Raw genomic sequence first — 20,881 nt, 5'->3', positions numbered from 1 at the left:
GCGAACCTCAGAACAGGAAGGCGCTCGATGAGTCCCGAACGCCGCCTCGGCGCAATCGTGCTGGCTGCCTACTCCCCCGATCCGGAGCTGTTCAGCGTCCAGCTGCGCTCCCTACAAGCGCAGACCGTGCGCGATTGGGAGTGCATCATCTCCGTCGATGGTGAACGGGCGCCGGTGGCAGCACTTGTCGCCGAGCTCACCAACGCTGATGAGCGTTTCCGCGTCATCGGCGATGACTCTCGGCGCGGCTTCTATCTGAACTTCGAGCATGGCCTGCGGGCGGTCGCTGAGGATGCCGCGTGGATAGCGCTCTGCGACCAGGACGATCGTTGGGACCAGGACAAGCTCGAGAGGCTCCTCCCTCACCTCGATGATGTCTCGCTGATCTCGGGACAGGCACGGCTCGTGCAGCACCCGTCCGGCACCGTCACCGGTGTCACCGACCGCCAAGACCATGGCGCTGTGCTCACCATGCTGTCCAACCAATTCACCGGTTCGCTGTGCCTCTTCGATCGCGAGATTCTCGATGATGCGCTGCCATTCCCCCGGGTGTCGACGCGTGTCGCGACCCACGACCATTGGCTGGCCGTCGTGGCGGGCGCGCACCGCGGAACGCGCATCGTCGACGACGTCGTACAGGATTATGTGCAGCACGATGCGAATGTCTTCGGTGACCCGAGCCGCCTGGAGAAGACCGGCATCGCCGCATCGGTGCGCAACGTCCTGGGCCTCGCCGAACGCTACGAAGGATCGCGATCGCCCCGGGCACTGGCGCGAATGACGTTCTGGACGTATGTCGGCTGGCGCCAGATCATGTTCGACACTCTCCAGGCGCGACGCAGTTCGATCGCCCCCGGCATGGATGCTCTGTTCGGTGCCGGACGACGCTGGGGCGCGCTGAACAGGCTGCTGCAGTCAGCTCAGCGAGACGGCGACGTGCCGCGGAGATTCGTGCTCGAGTATCGGGCGAGCTGGCTCGCCGGTGCGCTCAGCGGTGGACGTCGGGCCGCGGCTCGTATGGCCGCTCAGTCCTCTGACTGACCGCCGCCTGCCTGGTTCTCCCACTGCTGCATCCGACGGGAAAGATCCTCGATCTCGGCACGCTGCAGCGCGGACTCCTCTGCCAGCCGTCGGATCTCGTCCTCAGCGCTGCTGAGTTCCCACGACAGGTGAAATGTCACGCCGAGCAGCAGCAGCAGCGCAGCGGCGAACAGCAGGTTCGAGGGCAGCTGCACGCCGAGTAGTTGGGTGAGCCCCTCCCACATGCCCGGAAAGAGGCCAATCACCAGCACGACCAACGCGATCAGCAGCCACAGCACCGCGTACTTTTCGCGCAGGCGGCGGGTCAGCAGCATCCACAGCACGACGGCGATGATGACGGCGGCGAGGACGATTCCCGCGATGACGATCATGCTGCGCTCACTTTCGGCTCAGAGCGCCGAGCGGGATTTCGCATCACGGCAAGCAGCAGCGCGAAAGCCGAGCGGAACAGATAGACGGCGGCGCCGACCGGGTGCTGGCTGGGGTTGCCATGTGCACGCGGCCGCATCGCAACGGGGACCTGCGCAACGCTGAGGCCCGAATGCACAGCCGCGACAAGCGAGTCGATCGTGTCGCCGAGGTACTCGGCGGGGTAATAGCTGACGTACTGTTCGATCGCCCGACGGTTGGCTGCGCGGAAACCGCTGGTCACGTCTGTGAGTCGTGTCTTGGCGATTCGCGAGACGACACGGGCGAGAACCAGCATCGCCCAGCGGCGCGGGCCCCGCACGGTGTACTCGCCGACTTGAGCGAAGCGCGCACCGATCGAGATGTCTGCCTCGGCAAGACCGGCGAGAACGCGCTCGATATCGGCTGGGTCGTGCTGCCCGTCAGCATCCACCTGAATCGCGCGGGTGTATCCATGCCGTGCCGCATAGGTGAATCCTGTGCGCATGGCACCGCCGACACCGAGGTTGAACGGCAAAGACAGTACGACAGCACCGGCCTCACGGGCGACGCGAGCGGTTTCATCGGTGGAGCCGTCATCGATGACGACGACATCGAAGTCTGCTGAGGCCGCACGGATCTCTTTGACGGTGATACCGACGTTGCGGCTCTCGTTCCATGCGGGTACGAGCACGAGGACGCGATCTTGCCCTTGCGTCATTCCTCGGTCCCCTATCAGCTCAGCCGCGCCCACAGGCGATCACCTTATACAGTCTCGCATCGCCCTCGCTGTCGACCAGCTGCACGGCGGGTGAGTCTTGGAGCTCTTGCACACCGGGAAGCGGGTTCTCATCGTCTTCGTGAACCTCATCGGCACCGAAGTCCAGGACATAATCGACGCCGAGAGCATCGATAGCCGCGCACACCTCGGGCATGTCGACGGCGTCGGCCAGGTGCTCGTTGACGAGCTCCAGATCGGGTGAGATGTCCATCAGCGCGTGCGGCATCAGCACCTGGCGATCCGCGAGGGCATAGGCGAGGCTCGCACCGGTATAGGCACTTCCGGCGATGACGGCATCCTGCGGCACGATCTCATCCACCCGCTCCAACAGCGCTGTCTCATCAGCGGTGAGCAGGTAGGAGTCCTCATCGGCGCCGTAGACGTTGTTCGCCCAATCCTCGGCCTGAGGCGTGACCTGGATATGGAAGACGAGGAAGGCGATGACGGATGCTGCGATCGCGAGGGTCAGTCGCTTGGCTGCGGGTACCCGGCGCCGGCGTACGACGGCGGTGACGGCATCCGCTGTGCGCGCGATTCCGAGTGCTGCCAGCGGCACCAGCGCAACGGCCAGCAGCGCAGCGAGACGCGGCCAGTTGTTGTACCAGCTGCCGGTGAGGGCATCGCGCAGGTTTCCCCAGGTCAGAGCCTCGGCGGCGACGAACAGCACCGCGCCGATGAACCACATGCCCGCTGCGATCATCACTTCGCCGCTGCGCTCACGCACCACCCAGTAGAGGCCGACCAGAATCGAGATGCCGACGAGCCAGGCGCCAGCCGGGTAGAACAGCGTCACTGTCAGCACCTGCCAGATGGCTTCGCCCATCCCCGACTCGGTCGGCCATTGGCGTGTTGCGAGCGGTGGACGCAAGGCACGCAGCAGCAGCACGCCGGCCGCCACGTACACGAGCGCCGCAACGATGACCGCTATGCGCCTCGAGCGCGACGTCGATGCGCGCCAGTGCCGCACGCCGAACACGACGAACATCGGCGCACTCAGAGCGAGCCAACCGACGAATCCTCCGGGGTGAGCAAGGGTGAGCCCCGGCAGGGCACCGATCAGCACCAGAGCCCACCAGCCGGCAGGCAGACGCTTAGCGTGGTGTCCGATTCCCAGCAGCGATGCGGTTGCGGCAAGCGTCACCGGAAGAAGCGCGAGTGCGAGCTGGTACGGATACAGCACACCGAAGTCCATCGGAAGCAGCGGGAAGGCGGGAACGGCGGCAGCGACGATCCCCGCGCCCACCATCACCGAGGGGGCCGAGCCGAGCAGCACGCGTGCCAGCAATAGTGCGCCGACCGGCCAGACGACGACAGCAACCGAGAACGACATGGCGTTGATCACCAGCGGTATGCTCGCACCGCTCAGCTGCATCACGATCGCCGCCAGCGCGTGCCAGGCAGCCGGATAGAACGGGATTCCGCCACTCGGGCTCGTCATCTGGCCCAACTGCAGAGACGAGGCGATGCCGGTCTCGGTGATGTAGCGGATGGCATTCAGATGGAAGATGTTGTCAAAAGTCTGCGAGATCGCATCAGGTGCGCCGAGCACCCGGAAGATCAGCAGGGCGATGGCAAGGCCGGTCACAGCAAGCACGCCGAGCGTCCACCAGCGATACCGCCTCGGGAACCGCACGACCTCGCGTGAACCCGTCACTCGGCGGACGATGACGATCACCACACCGATCAGAACGGCAACGCCCAATGCGGGCACAACTGACCAGCGCATGCCGATCCAGCCGGCGACCGTGCTGCCGACGCCGGCGACGGTGGTGGTAAATGCCGGGGCCGCGGCAGCGGCCCAGAGGCCCCGCAACCCGATCAGTCGGGCGAGCGTCCAACCCAGGACCGCAAACAGCGCGAGCGCCACAAGCACCGGCCACAGTAATTCGAGCATCTCCACGAAGCGTTTACCTTCCTGCCGTGGCCACTGAACAGAATAGTCCGTGTGCTTGCGCCAGCCTGCGCATCGACTGCGAGCAATATGACACCATGGACACGTGAAAGGCATCATTCTTGCGGGCGGTTCTGGTACCCGGTTGCACCCGATTACGTTGGGTGTCTCGAAGCAGTTGATCCCGGTATACGACAAGCCGATGGTCTATTACCCGTTGTCGACGTTAATGCTTGCGGGCATTCGGGACATTCTGGTGATCACGACGCCGCATGATGCGGAGCATTTCGAGCGTTTGTTGGGTGATGGGTCGCAGTTCGGCATCAATCTGACGTTCGCGCAGCAGCCGTCTCCCGATGGGTTGGCTCAGGCGTTCACGATCGGTGCGGACTTCATCGGCGATGACAGTGTCGCGCTGGTTCTGGGTGACAACCTGCTGTACGGGCCGGGGCTGGGTTCGAAGCTGCAGAGGTTTGAGAACATCGACGGTGGTGCGGTGTTCGCGTACTGGGTCGCGGAGCCCGAAGCGTATGGCGTGGTCGAGTTCGACAGCGCAGGCAAAGCAATCTCTCTCGAGGAGAAGCCTGCTGTGCCCAAGAGCAATTTCGCCGTGCCTGGCCTGTATTTCTATGACAACGATGTTGTGGAGATCGCCCGGAACCTCGCGCCGAGTGCGCGGGGTGAGTATGAGATCACGGACGTGAACCGGGCGTATTTGGAGCGCGACAAGTTGCAGGTCGAGGTTCTTCCGCGCGGCACTGCCTGGTTGGATACCGGGACGTTTGATCAGATGACGGATGCTGCGGACTATGTGCGCACGATGGAGCGCCGCACGGCGTTGAAGATCGGTGTGCCCGAAGAAGTCGCGTGGCGTCAGGGATATCTCACCGATGACGAGTTGCGGGTGCGGGCGGAGAAGCTCATGAAGAGTGGGTACGGCACGTACCTGTTGGATCTGCTCAAGAGAGGACACGTATGAGCCGTCTGCTTGTGACCGGTGGGGCCGGTTTCATCGGGTCGAACTTCGTTCACCATGTCATCGAGAACACCGATGACCATGTCACTGTGCTGGACGCTTTGACGTATGCGGGCAACCGTGAGTCGCTGGCGGGACTGCCTGCGGATCGGGTCACGTTCGTGCATGGCAGCATCACGGATGCACCGTTGGTGGATGAGCTGTTCGCGACCACGGATGCGGTGGTGCACTACGCCGCCGAGTCCCACAACGACAACTCCTTGGATGATCCGCGCCCGTTTTTGGACACGAACATCATCGGCACGTACACGCTGCTGGAAGCCGCCCGGAAGTATGACACCCGGTTTCATCACATCTCCACGGACGAGGTATATGGCGATCTGGAGCTGGATGCCCCGGAGCGGTTCACCGAGACCACGCCGTACAACCCCTCGTCGCCGTACTCGTCGACCAAGGCCGGCAGTGACCTGCTGGTGCGGGCGTGGGTGCGTTCGTTCGGGGTGCGCGCGACGCTGTCGAACTGCTCGAACAACTACGGTCCGTACCAGCATGTGGAGAAGTTCATCCCGCGTCAGATCACGAACGTGATCCGCGGCATCCGTCCCAAGCTTTACGGGGCCGGGGAGAACGTGCGCGACTGGATCCACGCCGATGATCACTCCTCTGCCGTGCTCACGATCCTGAACAAGGGCGTGAACGGGGAGACGTATCTCATCGGTGCGGACGGGGAGCGCAACAACAAGGACGTCGTCGAACTGATCCTGACCATCATGGGTCAGCCCGCCGATGCGTACGAGCATGTCACCGATCGGGCAGGTCATGACCTGCGTTACGCGATCGATTCGACCAGACTGCGCACCGAGCTCGGGTGGATGCCCGCGTTCGCCGACTTCGAAGCCGGCCTTGCCGCAACGATCGACTGGTACCGGAACAACGAGTCCTGGTGGGCGCCATCCAAAGACGCCACCGAAGCCTTCTACGCAGGAAAAGGCCAGTGAGCGAGATTTTTGGCAAGCAGCTGCAGCAGATCGAGACCACGATTCCGGGTCTGGTGCTGTTCGACCTGCCCGTGCATGGTGATTCGCGAGGCTGGTTCAAGGAGAACTGGCAGCGCGAGAAGATGACCGCGCTGGGGCTGGAGGACTTCGGTCCCGTCCAGAACAACATCTCCTTCAACGACGCGATCGGCACGACCCGTGGCATCCATGCCGAGCCGTGGGACAAATGGGTGTCCGTTGCTACCGGCCGGATCTTCGGCGCGTGGGTGGACCTTCGTGAAGGGCCCACGTTCGGCGCAGTGTTCACTGCCGAGATCGACCCGTCACGAGCGATCTTCGTCCCGCGCGGCGTAGGCAACTCGTATCAGACGCTCGAAGAGAACACGGCGTACGCGTATCTGGTGAACGACCACTGGTCGCCCGATGCCGAATACGCGTTCCTGAACCTCGCCGATGAGACTGCGGCGATCGAGTGGCCGATTCCACTCAGCGAGGTGGAGATCTCCGAGAAGGACAAGGCACACCCGCGTCTGGCTGAGGTATCTCCGGTCTCTCCGCGAAAGACACTCGTCGTCGGCGCCGGCGGACAGCTCGGCCTCGCGCTGCGCGCACGTCTCGGCAATGCCGCACACATCGAGTACGTCACCCGTGCTGAGCTCGATGTCACCTCTCCCGATCTCGTCTCCGCACGCCGCTGGCGCGACTACGGCACGATCATCAACGCTGCCGCATACACGGCCGTTGATGCAGCCGAGACAGCAGAAGGCCGTGCGGCCGCGTGGCAGGCGAACGCAGCATCCGTCGCCGCACTCGCCCGCATCGCCGATGCGAACGGCATCACGCTCGTGCACGTCTCCAGCGACTACGTGTTCGATGGCAGCTTCGACGGCGCCTATACCGAGGATGCGGCGTTCGCGCCGCTGGGCGTATACGGACAGACCAAGGCGGCCGGCGACATTGCGGCTGTCACCGCGGCCCGCCACTACATCGTGCGCACCTCGTGGGTGATCGGCGAGGGCAACAACTTCGTGCGCACCATGGCATCGCTCGCCGAACGCGGCGTCGATCCGAAGGTCGTCAGCGACCAGATCGGCCGGCTCTCATTCACCACCGACATCGCCGCTGCCATCCAGCATCTGCTGGATTCGGGCGCCGCGTACGGCACGTACAACGTCACCAGCAGCGGTGAGCCCCGTTCCTGGGCCGACATCGCGCGCGACGTCTACCGTGTCACCGGCCACGACCCGGAGCGTGTCAGCGACGTCACCACCGCGGATTATTTTGCGAATGCAACCACGCCGGTCTCGCCACGCCCGCTGAACAGCGTCCTCGATCTGACGAAGATCACCGCGACCGGGTTCCTTCCACGTGACGGCGCAGCAGCACTGGCGGAGTACCTCGGCCGCTAGGCCGTGTGATAGGTCCACGCACCGTCGTTAGAACGGTGCGTTTCCTTCGCCGTCGTGCCACGGATTCTCGGGTGTAACCGGGCCCTGCACTCGCAGTGCGACGTCTTCGAAGGTCACATGCCCGGTCACGCCCGGCGCGCGATCAACGTAGACGTGGCCGATCGGGCTGGTCCACTCCAAAACACCACCTGGGAGCTGTTTAACCTTCCACGGGGTGTGGTGCTTCGTGACATGGTGCCGGCGACACTTGCCCGAGAGGTTGTCGATGTCGGTTGCTCCGCCCAGGGCATGATCAACGGTGTGGTCGTCGTCGGTTTTGCGGGCGGTGATCCGGCATCCGGGAAATCGACATCGTCGATCCCGGGCCCGGAGGTGTCTTCGCATTTCTTCGCTCGGGCGATATCGGTCAACGGCGAGAACAGCCCCGCTGATCGGATCTGTCATCACCCGATCCCATCCGGGTGCGTTTCCGGCGAGAATACGTGCCGTGTCGGGATCGATCGGACCAACACCCTCCAGATGTGCCGGCGGTGCCGTGTCGTTTAGATCGGTGAGCGTGAGCAGAGGAATCGTCACCTCGACAAAGGCTTGAATGGCACCCAAGAGGCTGTCCCCGGCGTCGTGTCCGGTGGGAGTGCCAGTCAGCAGCAGGTCAGCGGCGATATCGGCACGAATCTCTCGGAGCGTCCGGGTGTCCGGTGTGAAGTCTGGATCGCCCGCGTGTTCTTTCGCCGCGCGGTCGTTCTCTTTCTTCTTTGCGAACGCCATCTGCGTGAGACGCTCGAAGATCCCACGGATCACAGCAGTGGAACCAGAGATTCCGAGGTCGCTCTGCCCGTCCTCTAACGTGCGTGTCCAGACGCCGCGCTTCTTACGAGCCTCGGCATGACGATCAGCGAACGATGTTTCACGGAACCGCTCCGAGAGCTGCTTCGCATACGGACGTAGCCGGTTCGGAGATTCCTCGAGCGCTCGAGCAAGTACCGCCTTCTCGTAAGCTGCGCGCTGTGACGCATCTTCAATCGGAGCCCCCGCCTCAGTGATCACTCGGACATGAGCGGCGGAGATTTCTCCCCTACTGAACGCCGCGGCCGTAAGCGGGAAATTATCACGAAGCAGGGCGGCATCGCCCATCTGCGCCTCAATGGTGCGGTCGGAGACCCGTATTGCCGCGCCGATCTCGGCTGCGACGGCACGATGAGCGAGTTCTCGGGACTTCAGATCAGTGATGTCTTCGTCATGATCAGCAATGGTGTCGGCCGTGGCCAGCAACGAGGAACGCAGCGCGTTCATCTGCTGGATCGTGCGCTCAACGGTGATCAGAGTCGACACGACGTCGCCGAGGAGCACCTGCTGCTCCGGGGCCGTCATCGTCGATTCGGTCATAACTTCATTGAACACCGGGCCACGGACATTGCACTTTCGACGATGTGCGAGAAGGCGACTGACTCCATACCAAAGGCTAAACGACTAGCCCGGCATCCTCACCAAAATCAGCACGGGCAGGCGGAACCGCATCTGGCAAGCACCTGAGGTTCTCGCCGCACTCGATGCGTTCGGCGCGAGGGCGCGACGCCGGCGCGGCTGAGACGCTACCGGACGCCGTCTACTCAGGCAGCGGTGCCGACGACGATGCGCGGCGTGCCTGCCCACAGATCGGCATCCGTCGCCGCGCGACCATCGACAAGCAGCTTCACACCGGGCAGGGCCGCTGGCGCAAGCTGCTTGTACTCAGCGTGATCCGTCTGCAGGACCGCGAGATCCACCTCGCCGCCCATCGCATACGGCTCAAGGCCAAGGGCACGCAGCTCTTCGTCGGTGTACAGCGGGTCATGGACAACGACATCCGCACCACGATCCTTCAACGCGGCGACCGTCGGGAAGACGCCGGAGAACGCCGTCTCCTTCACTCCCCCGCGGTATGCAGCGCCCAGCACGACAGCGCGCTGTCCGGTGAGGTCCCCGAGGATCCCCGCAGCCTGGGCAACCAGACGTTCGGGCATCGACGCGTTCAGCTGGCGGGCAACACGGACGATGTCAGCATCCGGGTCTGTCGACAGGTACAGGCGCGGATACACCGGGATGCAGTGACCACCAACGGCGATCCCTGGGCGGTGGATGTGGCTGTAGGGCTGCGAGTTGCACGCCTCGATCACCTTGTAGACGTCGATACCGTTGGCCGCGGCGAACAGGCCGAACTGGTTCGCCAGCCCGATGTTGACGTCGCGGTATGTCGTCTCGGCGAGCTTCGCCATCTCGGATGCTTCCGTGGTGCCGAGGTCCCACACGCCGTTGGGCCGGGGAAGGTCGGGCCGCTCGTCGAACTGCAGCACGGCCTCATAGAACTCGCGAGCCAGACGATTGCCCTCATCCGACAGCGCACCGATGAGCTTGGGGTACTTGCGCAGGTCGGCGAAGACACGGCCGGTGAGCACACGCTCCGGCGAGTACGCGAGATGGAAGTCCACGCCCTCGGTGAGCCCGGATCCGGATTCGATCATCGGCTTCCAGCGGTTGCGCGTGGTGCCGACCGGCAGGGTCGTCTCATAGGAGACGAGGGTGCCAGGAGTGAGGTGCTCGGCGAGGGATCGCGTCGCAGCATCCATGTACTTGAAATCGGGCTCCCACGTCTCGTCGTCGACGAAGACGGGGGCAACAAGCACGACAGCATCCGCACCCGGAATCGCTTCGGCGTAGTCGGTGGTGGCGCGCAGACGGCCAGCAGGGATCAGCTCGGCGAGCTTCGCCTGGAGGTGGGCCTCGCCAGGGAACGGCTCGAGACCTGCGTTGATCGTGTCAACGGCCTTCTGATTGACGTCGACGCCGATCACATCATGCCCCGAAGAGGCGAACTGGACGGCGAGGGGAAGCCCGATCTTTCCAAGGGCGACGACAGCAATGCGCATGGGTTCTATTCTAGGCGCGCGATCAGCGATGGGCTGGGCGGGCACCCAGCCGCGCTCGTCACGAAACCGATCAATAGTGCGGCGCAGCCGGGAGTCCGAAGTACTGTTCCAGGGTGTGGAAGCCACCCGCCTTGTAGTCGGTTGCCAAGGCAGTGCCGACATAGCGCAGATGCCACGGTTCACTCATGTATCCGGCGATGTGCTGGTAGCCAGGCTCGTAGCGGACGATGAACCCGAAACGATGCGCGTTGTCGTTGACCCAGCGACTCTGCGGCGTGCCGCCGAACCCATAGATACTCCCACATCCGTTACCGCAGGCGACGACGTCGATGGCCATCCCCGTCTGGTGCTCGCTGAATCCTGGCCGAGCAGTGTCGATCTCAGCCTGAGTTATGCCCTTGCGACGGACAGCACTGTCGAACAGCTGCTGCTGGTACGAGTACGAACGATGTGCACTGGCATTCCCCATCGCGCCCGCCCCCTCTGCGCTCGCGTGCGCAAAGAGCTGTTCGAGAGCTCCGGCCGCTTCCCGACGCATCCATCCTCCGCCGACGTTACGCACGTTGACAGGACGCATATCGGCCGGTTCATGGGACGACGGAAGCGGACGCTTCTTGTTCACGACCAGCCAGGGGCTGTGGGGATCCGTCGTGCTCAAGCAGCCGTGCTGGTTGCCGATGAGACCGCGGAGTGCACCGACGCCGCCAATCAGGGTTAGCGTCTTGACCGATGGCTGGCTGGTAATTCTGGCTGTCGTTGTTGATACGCAGTACGGGATCGTGAGCACGACGGGTGCTCCGCGCCGCGCCGCCAGCGGGATCGCCGAGATCGCGTCAGGAAAATCAGTGCCGGTGGCGAGAAGCACTTCGTCGATCACACCGAACTCGCCCGCAACCACGGCGCTGGTCTCGTAGCGGTCCGCTCCGCCCAGTCTCGACGGCTTCGCCCCGGTGACGGCAGCTGCTTCCTGTGCCAATGCGCTCGAGAGCGCACCCTGCCCACCGATGACTACGAGCCGTGATGCTCCGAGCTTCCCCAGCGTCTGCTTTGTCGCGGCGTCCAGGCGCGGCAGTGCCGAGTCGATGAGCAACAGCGGTGCGCTCTTCGCCGCGGCGAGAGCGCCGCCCGAAACGGCATCGGCGAACGTGCGTCCGGCCGTGACATAGACAGTGCCCGTGCCGTTCGGGAACCCCTGTTCCACCACCAGTCGCGACGTGTCATAGCGATCGGCTCCGCCGGTTCGTGTCACAGTCGCCGCATAGCTCTTCAGCTGATCGCCGACGCTTCTCGAGATCACACCTGTGCCGCCGACGATGACGATCTCCTTTGGCGACAGCCGACGGAGCTCATCGATCGTCGCGCGCGGCAGCCCGTTGTTGTGCGCAAGCAGCACCGGGGCGTTGCGTACAGTCGCCACGGGACCGGCGCTCAGGCTGTCGGCGAACGATGCCCCTGTGGTGACAAATACCACCTCCACCGCCTTCGGATCGCCGAAGGCCGCCTGTGAGACCGCGGCAGCGGTCTCGTAACGGTCTGAACCGGCGATCCTTGATGCCGCGGTGCCCGCATACGCCGGTGTCGACACCACCGCCGCCGCGCTCGAGATGATCAACGCGCTCAGCACAAACGCCAGGACACGCGCTTTCGACATTTCAGCCTCTCCACGGCGCGGCCTTCTGGTCGCCACAGCCATCCGACACGCTAACAGCATCGGCATCGTCACAGCGGTCCCCACCAGGCTCAGCCCTGCTCAGCGTCGGCTGGTCAGCCAGGTTGCCGCGGCGAAGCGCAACGGCGCCTCGCGCGCGCCGAACCGAGACACTCGAACAGGGATGAGTGCCGCCGGGGTCATGAACCTCCGCCTCGCGCGGGACGCGCCATCGAGGTCGTCGTCCGCCACAGCGGGATCGAGGATGCCTCGCACAAGTTCCCGGTCGGCGCGCGAGAGAACGTCCAGCGCCGACGAAGCGAACCGCACCAGCTCTCCCCCTGCATCCGCGAGTGCGACCCGATCCCCCGCATTCCAGCTCGCGGCGCGGTAGTGAACAGCCCCAAAAACCGGAAGACGCCAGAGCTTCACGGCGATCGCCTCCCGGCTGTGCTCCGGCAACGCCATCACCCAGTCATCAGAGATAAGCCGTCGCACAGCCTCGAGATCCTCCGCGACCGGCCGCCGGGTGAACGTGACGCGTTCGGCATCATCGTGCACGAAGTACTCGGCTCCGTCGCGAACCCTCGCAATGGATGCACCGGAGAACCAGAGCCGAGTAGAGAAGTCGAGATCTTCGCCACTGGCGAGACCGGGCGTCATCCGTAATCCCCCGAAGCGCTCCCGGGCGACGAGGCCGAGGGGCGCAGTGCGGTACGCGAGTCGATCGCGTATCGGATCCAGAGCACCCGTGCGCCAGGGACGAGTCGGCGGGGTCGGCATCCGCGCACCTCCGGCGTACCGCACAACCGGGATCACCACTTCCGCCGAGTATTCATGAGCTACGCGAAGCCACGTGTCCACGGCACCGGGCGCAAGCTCGTCATCCGAGCCCATGATGGACACGAACGGCGCTTCGGCGAGCTCGAGACCTCGGTTGAACGGCCCCGATGGACTTCGGATCCCGTCATCGAGCGGCACGAGGACCACCCGCGGATCCGCGGCAAAGTCCCCCAGCCGCTCCGCAATGCTCCGCACGGGAGTGTTGTGGCAGACCACGATCACCCGTGCGATTGCGGACGAGCTGAGTACCGATCCCACTGCGCGAGCAATCTCGCGGTTCGGGTCGTGGACCGCGATGACAAGGTCGACCTCGGGTGAAGACAGATGCACCCCTCGACGCTACCAGCGTAGGTCCAGGGCTCCTCCTCTAGAATCAGTGCACGTGAAGGTCATCAGCGTCGTGGGCGCGCGCCCCCAGTTCGTCAAACTTGCTCCGATCGCAAAGGCTGCCGCCGCCGCCGGCGTTGATCATGTGATCGTCCACACCGGTCAGCACTACGATCCGATGCTCTCGGACGTGTTCTTCGAAGACCTCGGCATCCCCGCACCGAATGTGCACCTGGGCGTCGGATCCGGCAGCCACGGCGTGCAGACCGGTGCCATGCTGGGCGCCCTCGACGCCGTCTTCGAGGAGTATTCCCCTGACTGGGTACTCGTCTACGGGGACACGAACTCCACCCTTGCCGCCGCCGTGAGCGCCGCCAAGCTGCACTACCCTCTCGCGCATCTCGAGGCTGGTTTGCGCTCGTTCAACCGCCGCATGCCCGAGGAGCACAACAGGGTGCTCACAGATCATTCGGCCGACCTGTGTCTGGCACCGACCGAGGTCGCGATGGGCCACCTTTCCAACGAGGGGCTCGCTGGGCGCTCAATACTCGTCGGCGACGTCATGACCGACGTGCTGTTCCAGGTGCGCGATACGGTCGCCGAGACCCCCTCTGTGCTCGTGGAGGAACTGGGGCTGGCTCCGGGTGAGTTCTACATCGCAACGATCCACCGCGCGGAGAACACAGACGATCCAGCCCGCCTCACCGAGATCGCGCAGGCCCTCGGCTCTCTGAAGCATCCAGTGATCCTGCTGGCGCACCCGCGCGTGGTCGCGAAGGCTGCCGCGCACGGCATCGAGCTGACCCAGGGGTCGCTAATCGCGCACGCCCCACTCGCTTATCCCGAGCTGATCTCGGCGGTGCTCGCGAGCCGGGGCGTCGTCACCGACTCGGGCGGGTTGCAGAAAGAGGCGTTCCTACTCCGTGTTCCGTGCACGACCGTTCGCCCCGAAACCGAATGGGTGGAGACCATCGACCTCGGCTGGAACGTGCTCGCGAACACGGCTGAGGAGATCGCGACCGCCGTCACTCGTCCAGCGCCGCAGCCGACCAGCGCGGCGCCCTATGGCGATGGTCACGCAGCCGAGCGCGTCATCGCCGAGTTGCAGAACGCCGTCCGCTGAGCGATCAGCGCACCGCGATCCCATCAATCGCGGTGCGCCAGCCGATCACCTGTCCTTCTGCGGACAGCTCACGGGCGGCCGCACCCGAAGCCGATTTGTACTGCGCCACGTGGGCTGCGTCCAGTCTCTCGATTTCCCGCGTGAGCGCCTCCGTTGTGAAGTCAGAAGCAACGGCACCCAACCCGCGTTCATGCACCACGCGCGCCATCTCTGGTGACGGTCCGATGATCAGTCCGAGCCGCGCCTGGACGTAGTCGAAGAACTTGTTCGGCAGCGCCCACCGGTTATTGAAGTTCACGGGCGGCAGCACATGCACACCCACGTCATAGCCGCTGAGCGTCTCGTTGAGGTCGTCGTAGGGAACGGGCTCATGCACGGTGATCCGCGAGTTCTGGCGCGCCCTGAGCGCATCCAGGTATGCGGGATCGTTCGGGGTCAGATACAGGTCGAGTGTGCAGCCACCCGATGCGGCATCCACGGCGTCGACGATCATCATGATGTTGCGATCGTGAAGCGCGGCACCGCTGTGGACCAGCCGGATCGGCTCGTGTACGGGCTGCGGACTCCGTTCGACGAACGGCGCCGCGTTTGTCACGACAGCAGCCTCGAACCCGAACCTGCGCCGGTACTCCCGCGCGATGCCATGCCCGACTGTCGTGGTGCTCTTCGCGCGGCTCACAAAACTCCGACACATCCAGCGCATGAACGGAGCAACGAACACCCGCCAGCGCAGCAGATCCTCCTTCTGTCGCGGCGAGTACTCGTGTAGGTCGGCATGTACGCCGCCGGATGGTATCGCCAGCGCGAGGCCGACTGCATCGACGTCATCCGCCAGCACCGCATCGAACTCCTGCCCAGCCAACAGATTCTTAGCTGCGACGATGGCTGGGTTCTGCCAGTACGCACGCCGATAGCGACGCAAGGCGACGAGCAGGCGATCGTAACGCCAGATGGCCAGCTCGTCCGGGATCGCAAGATGCTCGACCACGCCCAGTGGCGCCGGTCCGTACCCGCAGGTGGTCACCGCATAATCGTCGGAGAAGAGCCGCACCTGCTTGAGCACCCGCGCGTCCGACGCGATCGGTGAGAACGACAGGATCAGAAGCCGTCGTCGGTTATCCGCATTCGTCATCGGTCTGCCTCCCCCGCCATCAACCGGTCCACGCACTCCGCCCAGATATCGACCTGCGTTTCCGCAGACAGCGCCCTGGCACCCGCATCCGAGCGTTGCTTCCACTCCACAACGGTCTCCACGTCAATGTCGATGAGAACGTCGCGCAGCGCAGGGGCGCTGAAGTCTTCAGCGACTGCGCCGATACCGTTCGCGTTGACGACAGCGGCCATCTCGGCCGAAGGTCCGACGATTACGCCGAGGCGAGCCTGCACATAGTCGAAAATTTTGTTCGGCAGCGCCCACTGATTGTTGAAGTTGACCGGAGGAAGCAGGTGGACGCCGACATCGTAGCCATTCAGCGTCTGCACGAGCTCCTGATACCGCACAGGTTCGCGCACCTCCACCCAAGCCGACTGCGCAGCGCGCCGACGCAGCTCCTCGAGATGTCCGGGATCATTCGGCGTGAGGTAGAGATCCAAGGTGGCGGCGCCGCCGGCGGCATCGACGCCATCAACCAGCGCCATCAGATTGCGATTCTTGAGGCAAGCACCGCTGTGCACGAGCTTGATCGGCGTGTCGACCTGTTGCGGAACGAGTGCAGCGTAGGGCGCGGCGTTAGTCACGATCACAGGTTCGAAGCCAAACTCCCGAGCGTACTCACGAGCGAGCCCTGTGCTGACAGTCGACCAGGACGACGCCTTGGCGACATAGCGTCGGCACAGCCAGTCATAATACGGCTTGATCCGCTTCAGCCAGACCGGTATCTCCTCATGCAAACGAGGTGAGTACTCGTGGAGATCGGCGTGCACGCCCAAACGCGGACGAACCCTCAGGGCGACCGGAACGGCCTCGACGTCGTTGGCGATGACCACATCGACGTCCAATCCCGCAAGTGCAGAACGCGCCCACCGCACGGCGGACAGTCGCCAATACGCTCGCGAGTACCAGCGAAGGGTGATCAGCCTGCCGTTGAGATCGTTTATCCGCTCCTCATCCGGGATTCGTATATGGCGGGCCACCCCATCGGGAGTCGCGCCGTACCCGCAGGTGATCACCTCATAGCGGTCCGCGAACTCGGCGACTTGCTTGAGTACCCGTGCATCGCCCGCGATCGGTGAGAACGAGAGGATCAGCAAGCGCTGGCGGGCAGGCGTATTTTCAGTCACGGGTGAGTCCGTTTCGGTGAGTGGGCGTCCGGATTTCGCAAGACGTACTCACGGCCAACTCCGGTAGCGCAGGAAGCGGCGGAAAGAGCCCTCACGATCCACAACGGCGAATGGGTTGCGCGGGATCAACCGGGCAATGCGACCGGCGGAGGTGTGCGCCGTCGCCGCTGCGAGGGCCGCTGCGGAATTGAGCGGCGTTGTCGCCAGCACGTCGAGGACATCTCGGTCCGCACGAGAGAATGGACGCGACGAACGCGGCGCGATTCTCAGTGCGGTGCGTACGACCTCCGCATATGCATGGAGGTCGTCCGTCGTGAGTGTGTTGCTGGATGCCCGTCGCAGCACGGGACCGAGCACATGGATACGCAGCACTTTGATCATCAGACTCCTGCGTACCGACGCGGAAGCCGTGGTGAGCCATTCCCTGGTCAAGAGCAACCGCAACGCCGTAAGCTCCACGCGGGCGCCACGCGGCGCCGCGGTGACGCGTGTCTCGGCATCCGCTCCAATCACGTATGCCGGGTCGGAAGGATGGAAATCAATGCGCGCACCCGAGTACCAAAGCTTCGCGGAGAACTCGATATCCTCGCCCGCCGGCACATCCGCAGTGAGTTCGAGATCAAGTTCGTCGAGGATGCCGCGCCGCAGGTACGCAAGCGGCGCTGTGCGGTATGCGAGTCGATCTCGAACCCCATCGAGCGAGCGGACGTGTCCTCGTCGGGTGAGCGGATTTCGGAGTATCTCGCCTGACTGGTGCTGGAGCGGGAGCACGAGCGCATCAGGAGCATCAGCGCCAAGGTGGGCGACCGCGGTCGCGACCGCTCCCGGCTGGACGAAGTCGTCGGATCCCATGATCGTGACATAGTCCGCTGTCGCTGCGCGAAGACCGCGCGTGAACGGTCCGGTTGGCGACCGTACACCGTCGGAGAATTCGATCCATTCGACCGGAGACGCCGCGAACATGGCTCGTGCGTCGGCGAATGCCGAAATGGACAGGCCATGGCAGACGACGATGACGCGAACACCGTCGACGCCGTCGTGCAGTACGGATTGCACGGCACGAATAAGCGGTCTGGACGGATCGTGTACGGCGATCACGACGTCCACCGTTGGCACGCTGGGCATGAAGTGAATTCTCCCAGGCCCATGCCTCGCGTCCAAACCGCCGCTGGGAGAACTGTCGCGCGCGGTTGTTCTGCCGGATGCCACTCAGCCGACCCCGAGGAAGCCGCTGAGCGCCGCTGCTGAGCGTCGGCCGTCATGCACGGCGCGCACGTATGCGGGCCCGAGTTCGGCACTGCGTCGTGCATTGTCAGGATCAGCGATGAGGTCGCGCACCACCTGCTCGATGTCGGCGCCCGTCGACTGCACGATCGGAAGCTCCAGCCCGGTGCGCGCAAGCACCGAACGGCGAACGGCGCGATCGACATGACCCACGACAACACGGCCGGCCGCCATCGCCTCGCAGGCGGCGACGCCGTAGTCACCGATTCGGAACTGATCGAGCACGATGTCAGCACGCCGGTAGATGCCCGGCATCTCCGCGGCCGGGATACCAGTGACTCGGAGGTACTCGATGACACCCTCCGCCTCCAGTCGGCTCAGCGCTGGATCGACGAGGTCAGAACCTTTGATGCGCCCACTGCTCGGCGCGTGCGCTACCACAGGGAGCCCCTGCTGAAGCGGGGCCGCGCCCCCGGACCACGCATCCGGGGTGACGACCACGGGCAGCCAGTGCGCGGTCGGCAAGTCTTCGAGCAGACCGAGTGTCGAGACGAAGACGGGCAGATCAAGGCGCTCGAGCAGCGCGATATTCTCGGTTGCTTGCTTCTCGAAGATCGGCACCTGGTCCCACTCCGAGTCGGCGAACGGCGAATCGGAGTGCGCCGCTGCATGGCGGCTCGGCAGTCGGACCTCGCTGCCGTGCGCGATCATCGCGACCTTGATGCCACGATCGATGAGCTCGCGCACCTGTGATTCGACGGTCTGATCGTAGACCCGGCCGAACAGATTGCGTCCGGCCTCGACGAGAACATGGCTGAAACCACTCGACACCGCGTCATGTTGACGGCGCTGCCAGCTCCGCGAGAGCACGTAGGCGGGTGCGGGAACTGTCTGGTCGACCGGGAATCCGAACTCGGTCCCTATTCGGTAGGCCATGCTCACTGCCCCGACGCCCGACAGACGTTCAGCTGCGCGCGCCCACTGCCATCCCTGCCCCGCGAAGTTGACCGGACCGATGAACAGTCGTACGGACGTGTTTGGCGGGTGCGCGATCGGAGTCTCACCGGGGTCGTATCGCAGCTTTCTCGGCAGGACTCGGACAAGCAGACCCTCCGGCACGAACCGGGTTGCTCGCCCGGCAACCGCCGCGAGTCCGGAGGGCAACATACCCGCGCCCTACTTGACCAGGCCGGCCAACGCCGCCTGTGTCGCGAAATCGGGGACCTCGGCGACAACCTGGTCGAACGTGCCGCGCGCGACGATCGTGCCCTCGCGCATGAAGATGACCTGATCACTGTCGCGAATAGTCGAGAGCCGGTGAGCAACAGAGACGATCGTCACCTGTCCGCGCAGGTTGCGGATAGCGAAGGCGACGTCGGACTCGGTCTTGGTGTCGAGGGCGCTGGTGGCCTCGTCCATCACGAGAACGAGCGGATCACCGTACAAAGCGCGTGCGATGCCGAGCCGTTGCCGTTGTCCGCCTGAGAGCGCCATGCCGCGGTCTCCGATGCGCGAATCGATGCCGCCAGGGCGCTGTGAGATCGTGTCCCACAGCTGCGCCCGCTCGAGGGCTTCGCGCACCTTTTCACGGTCGACATCGTCGGCCCAGGTAAGCGCCACGTTCTGTGCCACAGTGCCGTCGAACAAGGACACATCCTGTGGGACGTAGCCGACCCGCGAGCGCCAGTCCATGAGGACCTCCTCGAGGTCTACGCCGTCTAGACGAATGCTGCCCTCGGAGGGAACCAGCAGCCCGAGGATGAGATCGACCAGCGTAGTCTTCCCGGCGCCTGACGAACCCGCGATCCCGAGCGTCGTTCCCATGGGAAGTACGAGATCGATCTTCTCGAGCGCCGGGTTCTCACGCTGCGGGTAGGTAAAGCGCACGTCTTGGAGCACGAGTTCACGCGGCTCCCCTTCGATGGGGCGCCTGCCGACGGTGTCTGCGTAGTGGACGTACTCAACGGATTTCTCGATGTCGCGAATCACATCGTTCACGATCGGAACGTTGGCGTGCGTCTGGGTCATCACGGATTGGAAGCCAGTGAGCGACGGCACGAGCCGGTAGCCGGCGACTCCGAAGAGCGCCACAGACGAGAATGCGGCTGCCATGTTGCCACCGCTGGTGAGGTACGCGGCACCGCCGACCAGCAGGAAGCCTCCGACGAGCGCGGCGTCGAATACGAACTTGGGCAGCTGCCCGAGAAAGCTGAGGTTGGAGCGAGCGCGTGTCGTGTGGATGCGGTTGTCATGCACGGCCGTCGCCACGGTCGGTGCGCTGTTTCGAAGGGTGATCTCCTTGAGCGCGTTGACCATGTCAGTCATGAGCCCCGCAACCTTGAACGAGTAGGTGCGGTTGACCCGCCCCGCCTCGATTGATTTGCGTGCAACGAGGAAATACAGGATGCACGCGATGAGACCGAGATAAACGAGCGTGATTGCGGCGGTCACTGGTTGCGCGATGACGAGCACGGCCACCACAGCGATAAGCGTCGTGATCATGGTGGGAAGTGAGAGCACTGGCAACATGAATCCGCCAACGACGCTCGCAATGCCGACATCGGCGAGCCTGATCAGCTGCGACGTATTACGGCGCAGCCGCTCGGTCCAGGGCGCCTTGATGTAAGCGGCGAACAACCGATCGCCGATCTCGAGCTCGTACGACGCGAACCGCCGAGTGGCCACCCACTGAAGCCAAACAGCGATGACGGATTTGAGGATGATGAGCCCGCACACCACGAGCAGCACCCAGATGAAGGCGCTGGGGTCGATGGTGCCGATCACCGGAAGCTGGATCGGCTGGTTACTCACCATTCCGGAGAGCGAGACCGCGAGGAGCATGAGAGCAGCGATGTCAAGCCCCGCGAGTGCGCTGGAGAACACCATATAGATCCACAGGAACGCACGTGCCTTAGCGGGCAGCAGCGGAAGGATCCGCCGGAATGTCTGCAGGTTTGCCTTCACTGTCGCTTCTTTCTCATGGATGATCGCAATGCACAGCGGCATCTACTGCCCTGGCGTAGACGGCACGGCACCGGGTCAGCGTG

17 protein-coding genes are annotated in these 20,881 nt (G+C 64.2%); 5 read left to right on the top strand and 12 right to left on the bottom strand.

Going from position 1 to position 20,881, the window contains the following annotated elements; genetic code table 11:
• Nucleotides 1-27: 27 nt before the first annotated feature.
• Entirely contained in the window at nucleotides 28-1,041 is a 1,014-nt protein-coding gene (locus tag ACSS7Z_RS05710) for a glycosyltransferase (protein WP_438253512.1), read from the top strand.
• On the opposite strand, the gene ACSS7Z_RS05705 is transcribed toward ACSS7Z_RS05710, so the two are convergent.
• The 3 genes from ACSS7Z_RS05705 to ACSS7Z_RS05695 are packed head-to-tail and all read right to left on the bottom strand — an operon-like array spanning nucleotide 1,026 to nucleotide 4,103.
• A complete protein-coding gene (locus ACSS7Z_RS05705; RefSeq protein WP_438253511.1) occupies nucleotides 1,026-1,412 on the bottom strand; it encodes a DUF2304 domain-containing protein in 387 nt (128 codons plus the stop codon). The two genes, ACSS7Z_RS05710 and ACSS7Z_RS05705, sit on opposite strands and share 16 nt — an antisense overlap.
• Nucleotides 1,409-2,149, bottom strand: coding sequence for a glycosyltransferase family 2 protein (locus tag ACSS7Z_RS05700; RefSeq protein ID WP_438253510.1), 741 nt, complete (start codon nucleotides 2,147-2,149; stop codon nucleotides 1,409-1,411). Before ACSS7Z_RS05700 ends, ACSS7Z_RS05705 begins: the two co-directional genes overlap by 4 nt.
• Before the next feature lie 19 nt (nucleotides 2,150-2,168).
• On the bottom strand, nucleotides 2,169-4,103 hold the full coding sequence (locus ACSS7Z_RS05695; RefSeq protein WP_438253706.1) for a DUF6541 family protein: 1,935 nt from the start codon (nucleotides 4,101-4,103) through the stop codon (nucleotides 2,169-2,171).
• A gap of 103 nt (nucleotides 4,104-4,206) precedes the next feature.
• Here ACSS7Z_RS05695 and rfbA point away from each other — a divergent pair, with 103 nt between their 5' ends.
• Genes rfbA through ACSS7Z_RS05680 form a run of 3 tightly spaced genes read left to right on the top strand, consistent with a single transcriptional unit; the run spans nucleotide 4,207 to nucleotide 7,483 of the window.
• A complete protein-coding gene (rfbA, locus tag ACSS7Z_RS05690) occupies nucleotides 4,207-5,079 on the top strand; it encodes a glucose-1-phosphate thymidylyltransferase RfbA (protein WP_438253509.1) in 873 nt (290 codons plus the stop codon).
• Nucleotides 5,076-6,074, top strand: a complete 999-nt coding sequence (rfbB, locus tag ACSS7Z_RS05685) for a dTDP-glucose 4,6-dehydratase (protein WP_438253508.1) — start codon at nucleotides 5,076-5,078, stop codon at nucleotides 6,072-6,074. Before rfbA ends, rfbB begins: the two co-directional genes overlap by 4 nt.
• Complete coding sequence (locus ACSS7Z_RS05680; RefSeq protein ID WP_438253507.1) at nucleotides 6,071-7,483, top strand: sugar nucleotide-binding protein; 1,413 nt, start codon at nucleotides 6,071-6,073, stop codon at nucleotides 7,481-7,483. The genes rfbB and ACSS7Z_RS05680 overlap by 4 nt, the downstream gene beginning before the upstream one ends.
• Nucleotides 7,484-7,510: 27 nt before the next feature.
• On the opposite strand, the gene ACSS7Z_RS05675 is transcribed toward ACSS7Z_RS05680, so the two are convergent.
• The 4 genes from ACSS7Z_RS05675 to ACSS7Z_RS05660 form a co-directional block, all read right to left on the bottom strand.
• Complete coding sequence (locus tag ACSS7Z_RS05675; protein WP_438253506.1) at nucleotides 7,511-8,869, bottom strand: HNH endonuclease signature motif containing protein; 1,359 nt, start codon at nucleotides 8,867-8,869, stop codon at nucleotides 7,511-7,513.
• 224 nt (nucleotides 8,870-9,093) lie between these two features.
• Nucleotides 9,094-10,389 carry a nucleotide sugar dehydrogenase gene (locus ACSS7Z_RS05670; protein ID WP_438253505.1) on the bottom strand — a complete coding sequence of 432 codons (1,296 nt, stop codon included), beginning with the start codon at nucleotides 10,387-10,389 and terminating at the stop codon, nucleotides 9,094-9,096.
• A 70-nt stretch (nucleotides 10,390-10,459) separates the two neighbouring features.
• Nucleotides 10,460-12,040, bottom strand: a complete 1,581-nt coding sequence (locus tag ACSS7Z_RS05665; protein ID WP_438253504.1) for a cell wall-binding repeat-containing protein — start codon at nucleotides 12,038-12,040, stop codon at nucleotides 10,460-10,462.
• A gap of 99 nt (nucleotides 12,041-12,139) precedes the next feature.
• On the bottom strand, nucleotides 12,140-13,210 hold the full coding sequence (locus ACSS7Z_RS05660) for a glycosyltransferase (RefSeq protein ID WP_438253503.1): 1,071 nt from the start codon (nucleotides 13,208-13,210) through the stop codon (nucleotides 12,140-12,142).
• Between the two features lie 52 nt (nucleotides 13,211-13,262).
• Here ACSS7Z_RS05660 and wecB point away from each other — a divergent pair, with 52 nt between their 5' ends.
• A complete protein-coding gene (wecB, locus tag ACSS7Z_RS05655) occupies nucleotides 13,263-14,330 on the top strand; it encodes a non-hydrolyzing UDP-N-acetylglucosamine 2-epimerase (RefSeq protein WP_438253502.1) in 1,068 nt (355 codons plus the stop codon).
• 4 nt (nucleotides 14,331-14,334) lie between these two features.
• On the opposite strand, the gene ACSS7Z_RS05650 is transcribed toward wecB, so the two are convergent.
• From ACSS7Z_RS05650 to ACSS7Z_RS05630, 5 genes are all read right to left on the bottom strand, one after another.
• Nucleotides 14,335-15,462 (bottom strand): glycosyltransferase family protein, encoded by a 1,128-nt coding sequence (locus tag ACSS7Z_RS05650; protein WP_438253501.1) that lies wholly within the window; start codon nucleotides 15,460-15,462, stop codon nucleotides 14,335-14,337.
• Nucleotides 15,459-16,610, bottom strand: a complete 1,152-nt coding sequence (locus ACSS7Z_RS05645) for a glycosyltransferase (RefSeq protein WP_438253500.1) — start codon at nucleotides 16,608-16,610, stop codon at nucleotides 15,459-15,461. The genes ACSS7Z_RS05650 and ACSS7Z_RS05645 overlap by 4 nt, the downstream gene beginning before the upstream one ends.
• 48 nt (nucleotides 16,611-16,658) lie before the next feature.
• Nucleotides 16,659-17,735: a glycosyltransferase gene (locus ACSS7Z_RS05640; RefSeq protein WP_438253499.1), complete on the bottom strand. Its 1,077-nt coding sequence runs from the start codon at nucleotides 17,733-17,735 to the stop codon at nucleotides 16,659-16,661.
• 84 nt (nucleotides 17,736-17,819) lie between these two features.
• The gene (locus ACSS7Z_RS05635; RefSeq protein ID WP_438253498.1) at nucleotides 17,820-19,001 is read right to left on the bottom strand and encodes a glycosyltransferase family protein; all 1,182 of its coding nucleotides are present in this window, start codon (nucleotides 18,999-19,001) and stop codon (nucleotides 17,820-17,822) included.
• Nucleotides 19,002-19,010: 9 nt separating this feature from the next.
• Entirely contained in the window at nucleotides 19,011-20,798 is a 1,788-nt protein-coding gene (locus ACSS7Z_RS05630; RefSeq protein WP_438253497.1) for an ABC transporter ATP-binding protein, read from the bottom strand.
• Nucleotides 20,799-20,881: the final 83 nt, after the last annotated feature.

The organism is Microbacterium wangyouchuni (assembly GCF_051546305.1).
Taxonomy (GTDB): domain Bacteria; phylum Actinomycetota; class Actinomycetes; order Actinomycetales; family Microbacteriaceae; genus Microbacterium.
This window is presented reverse-complemented; position numbering and strand designations above follow the sequence as displayed.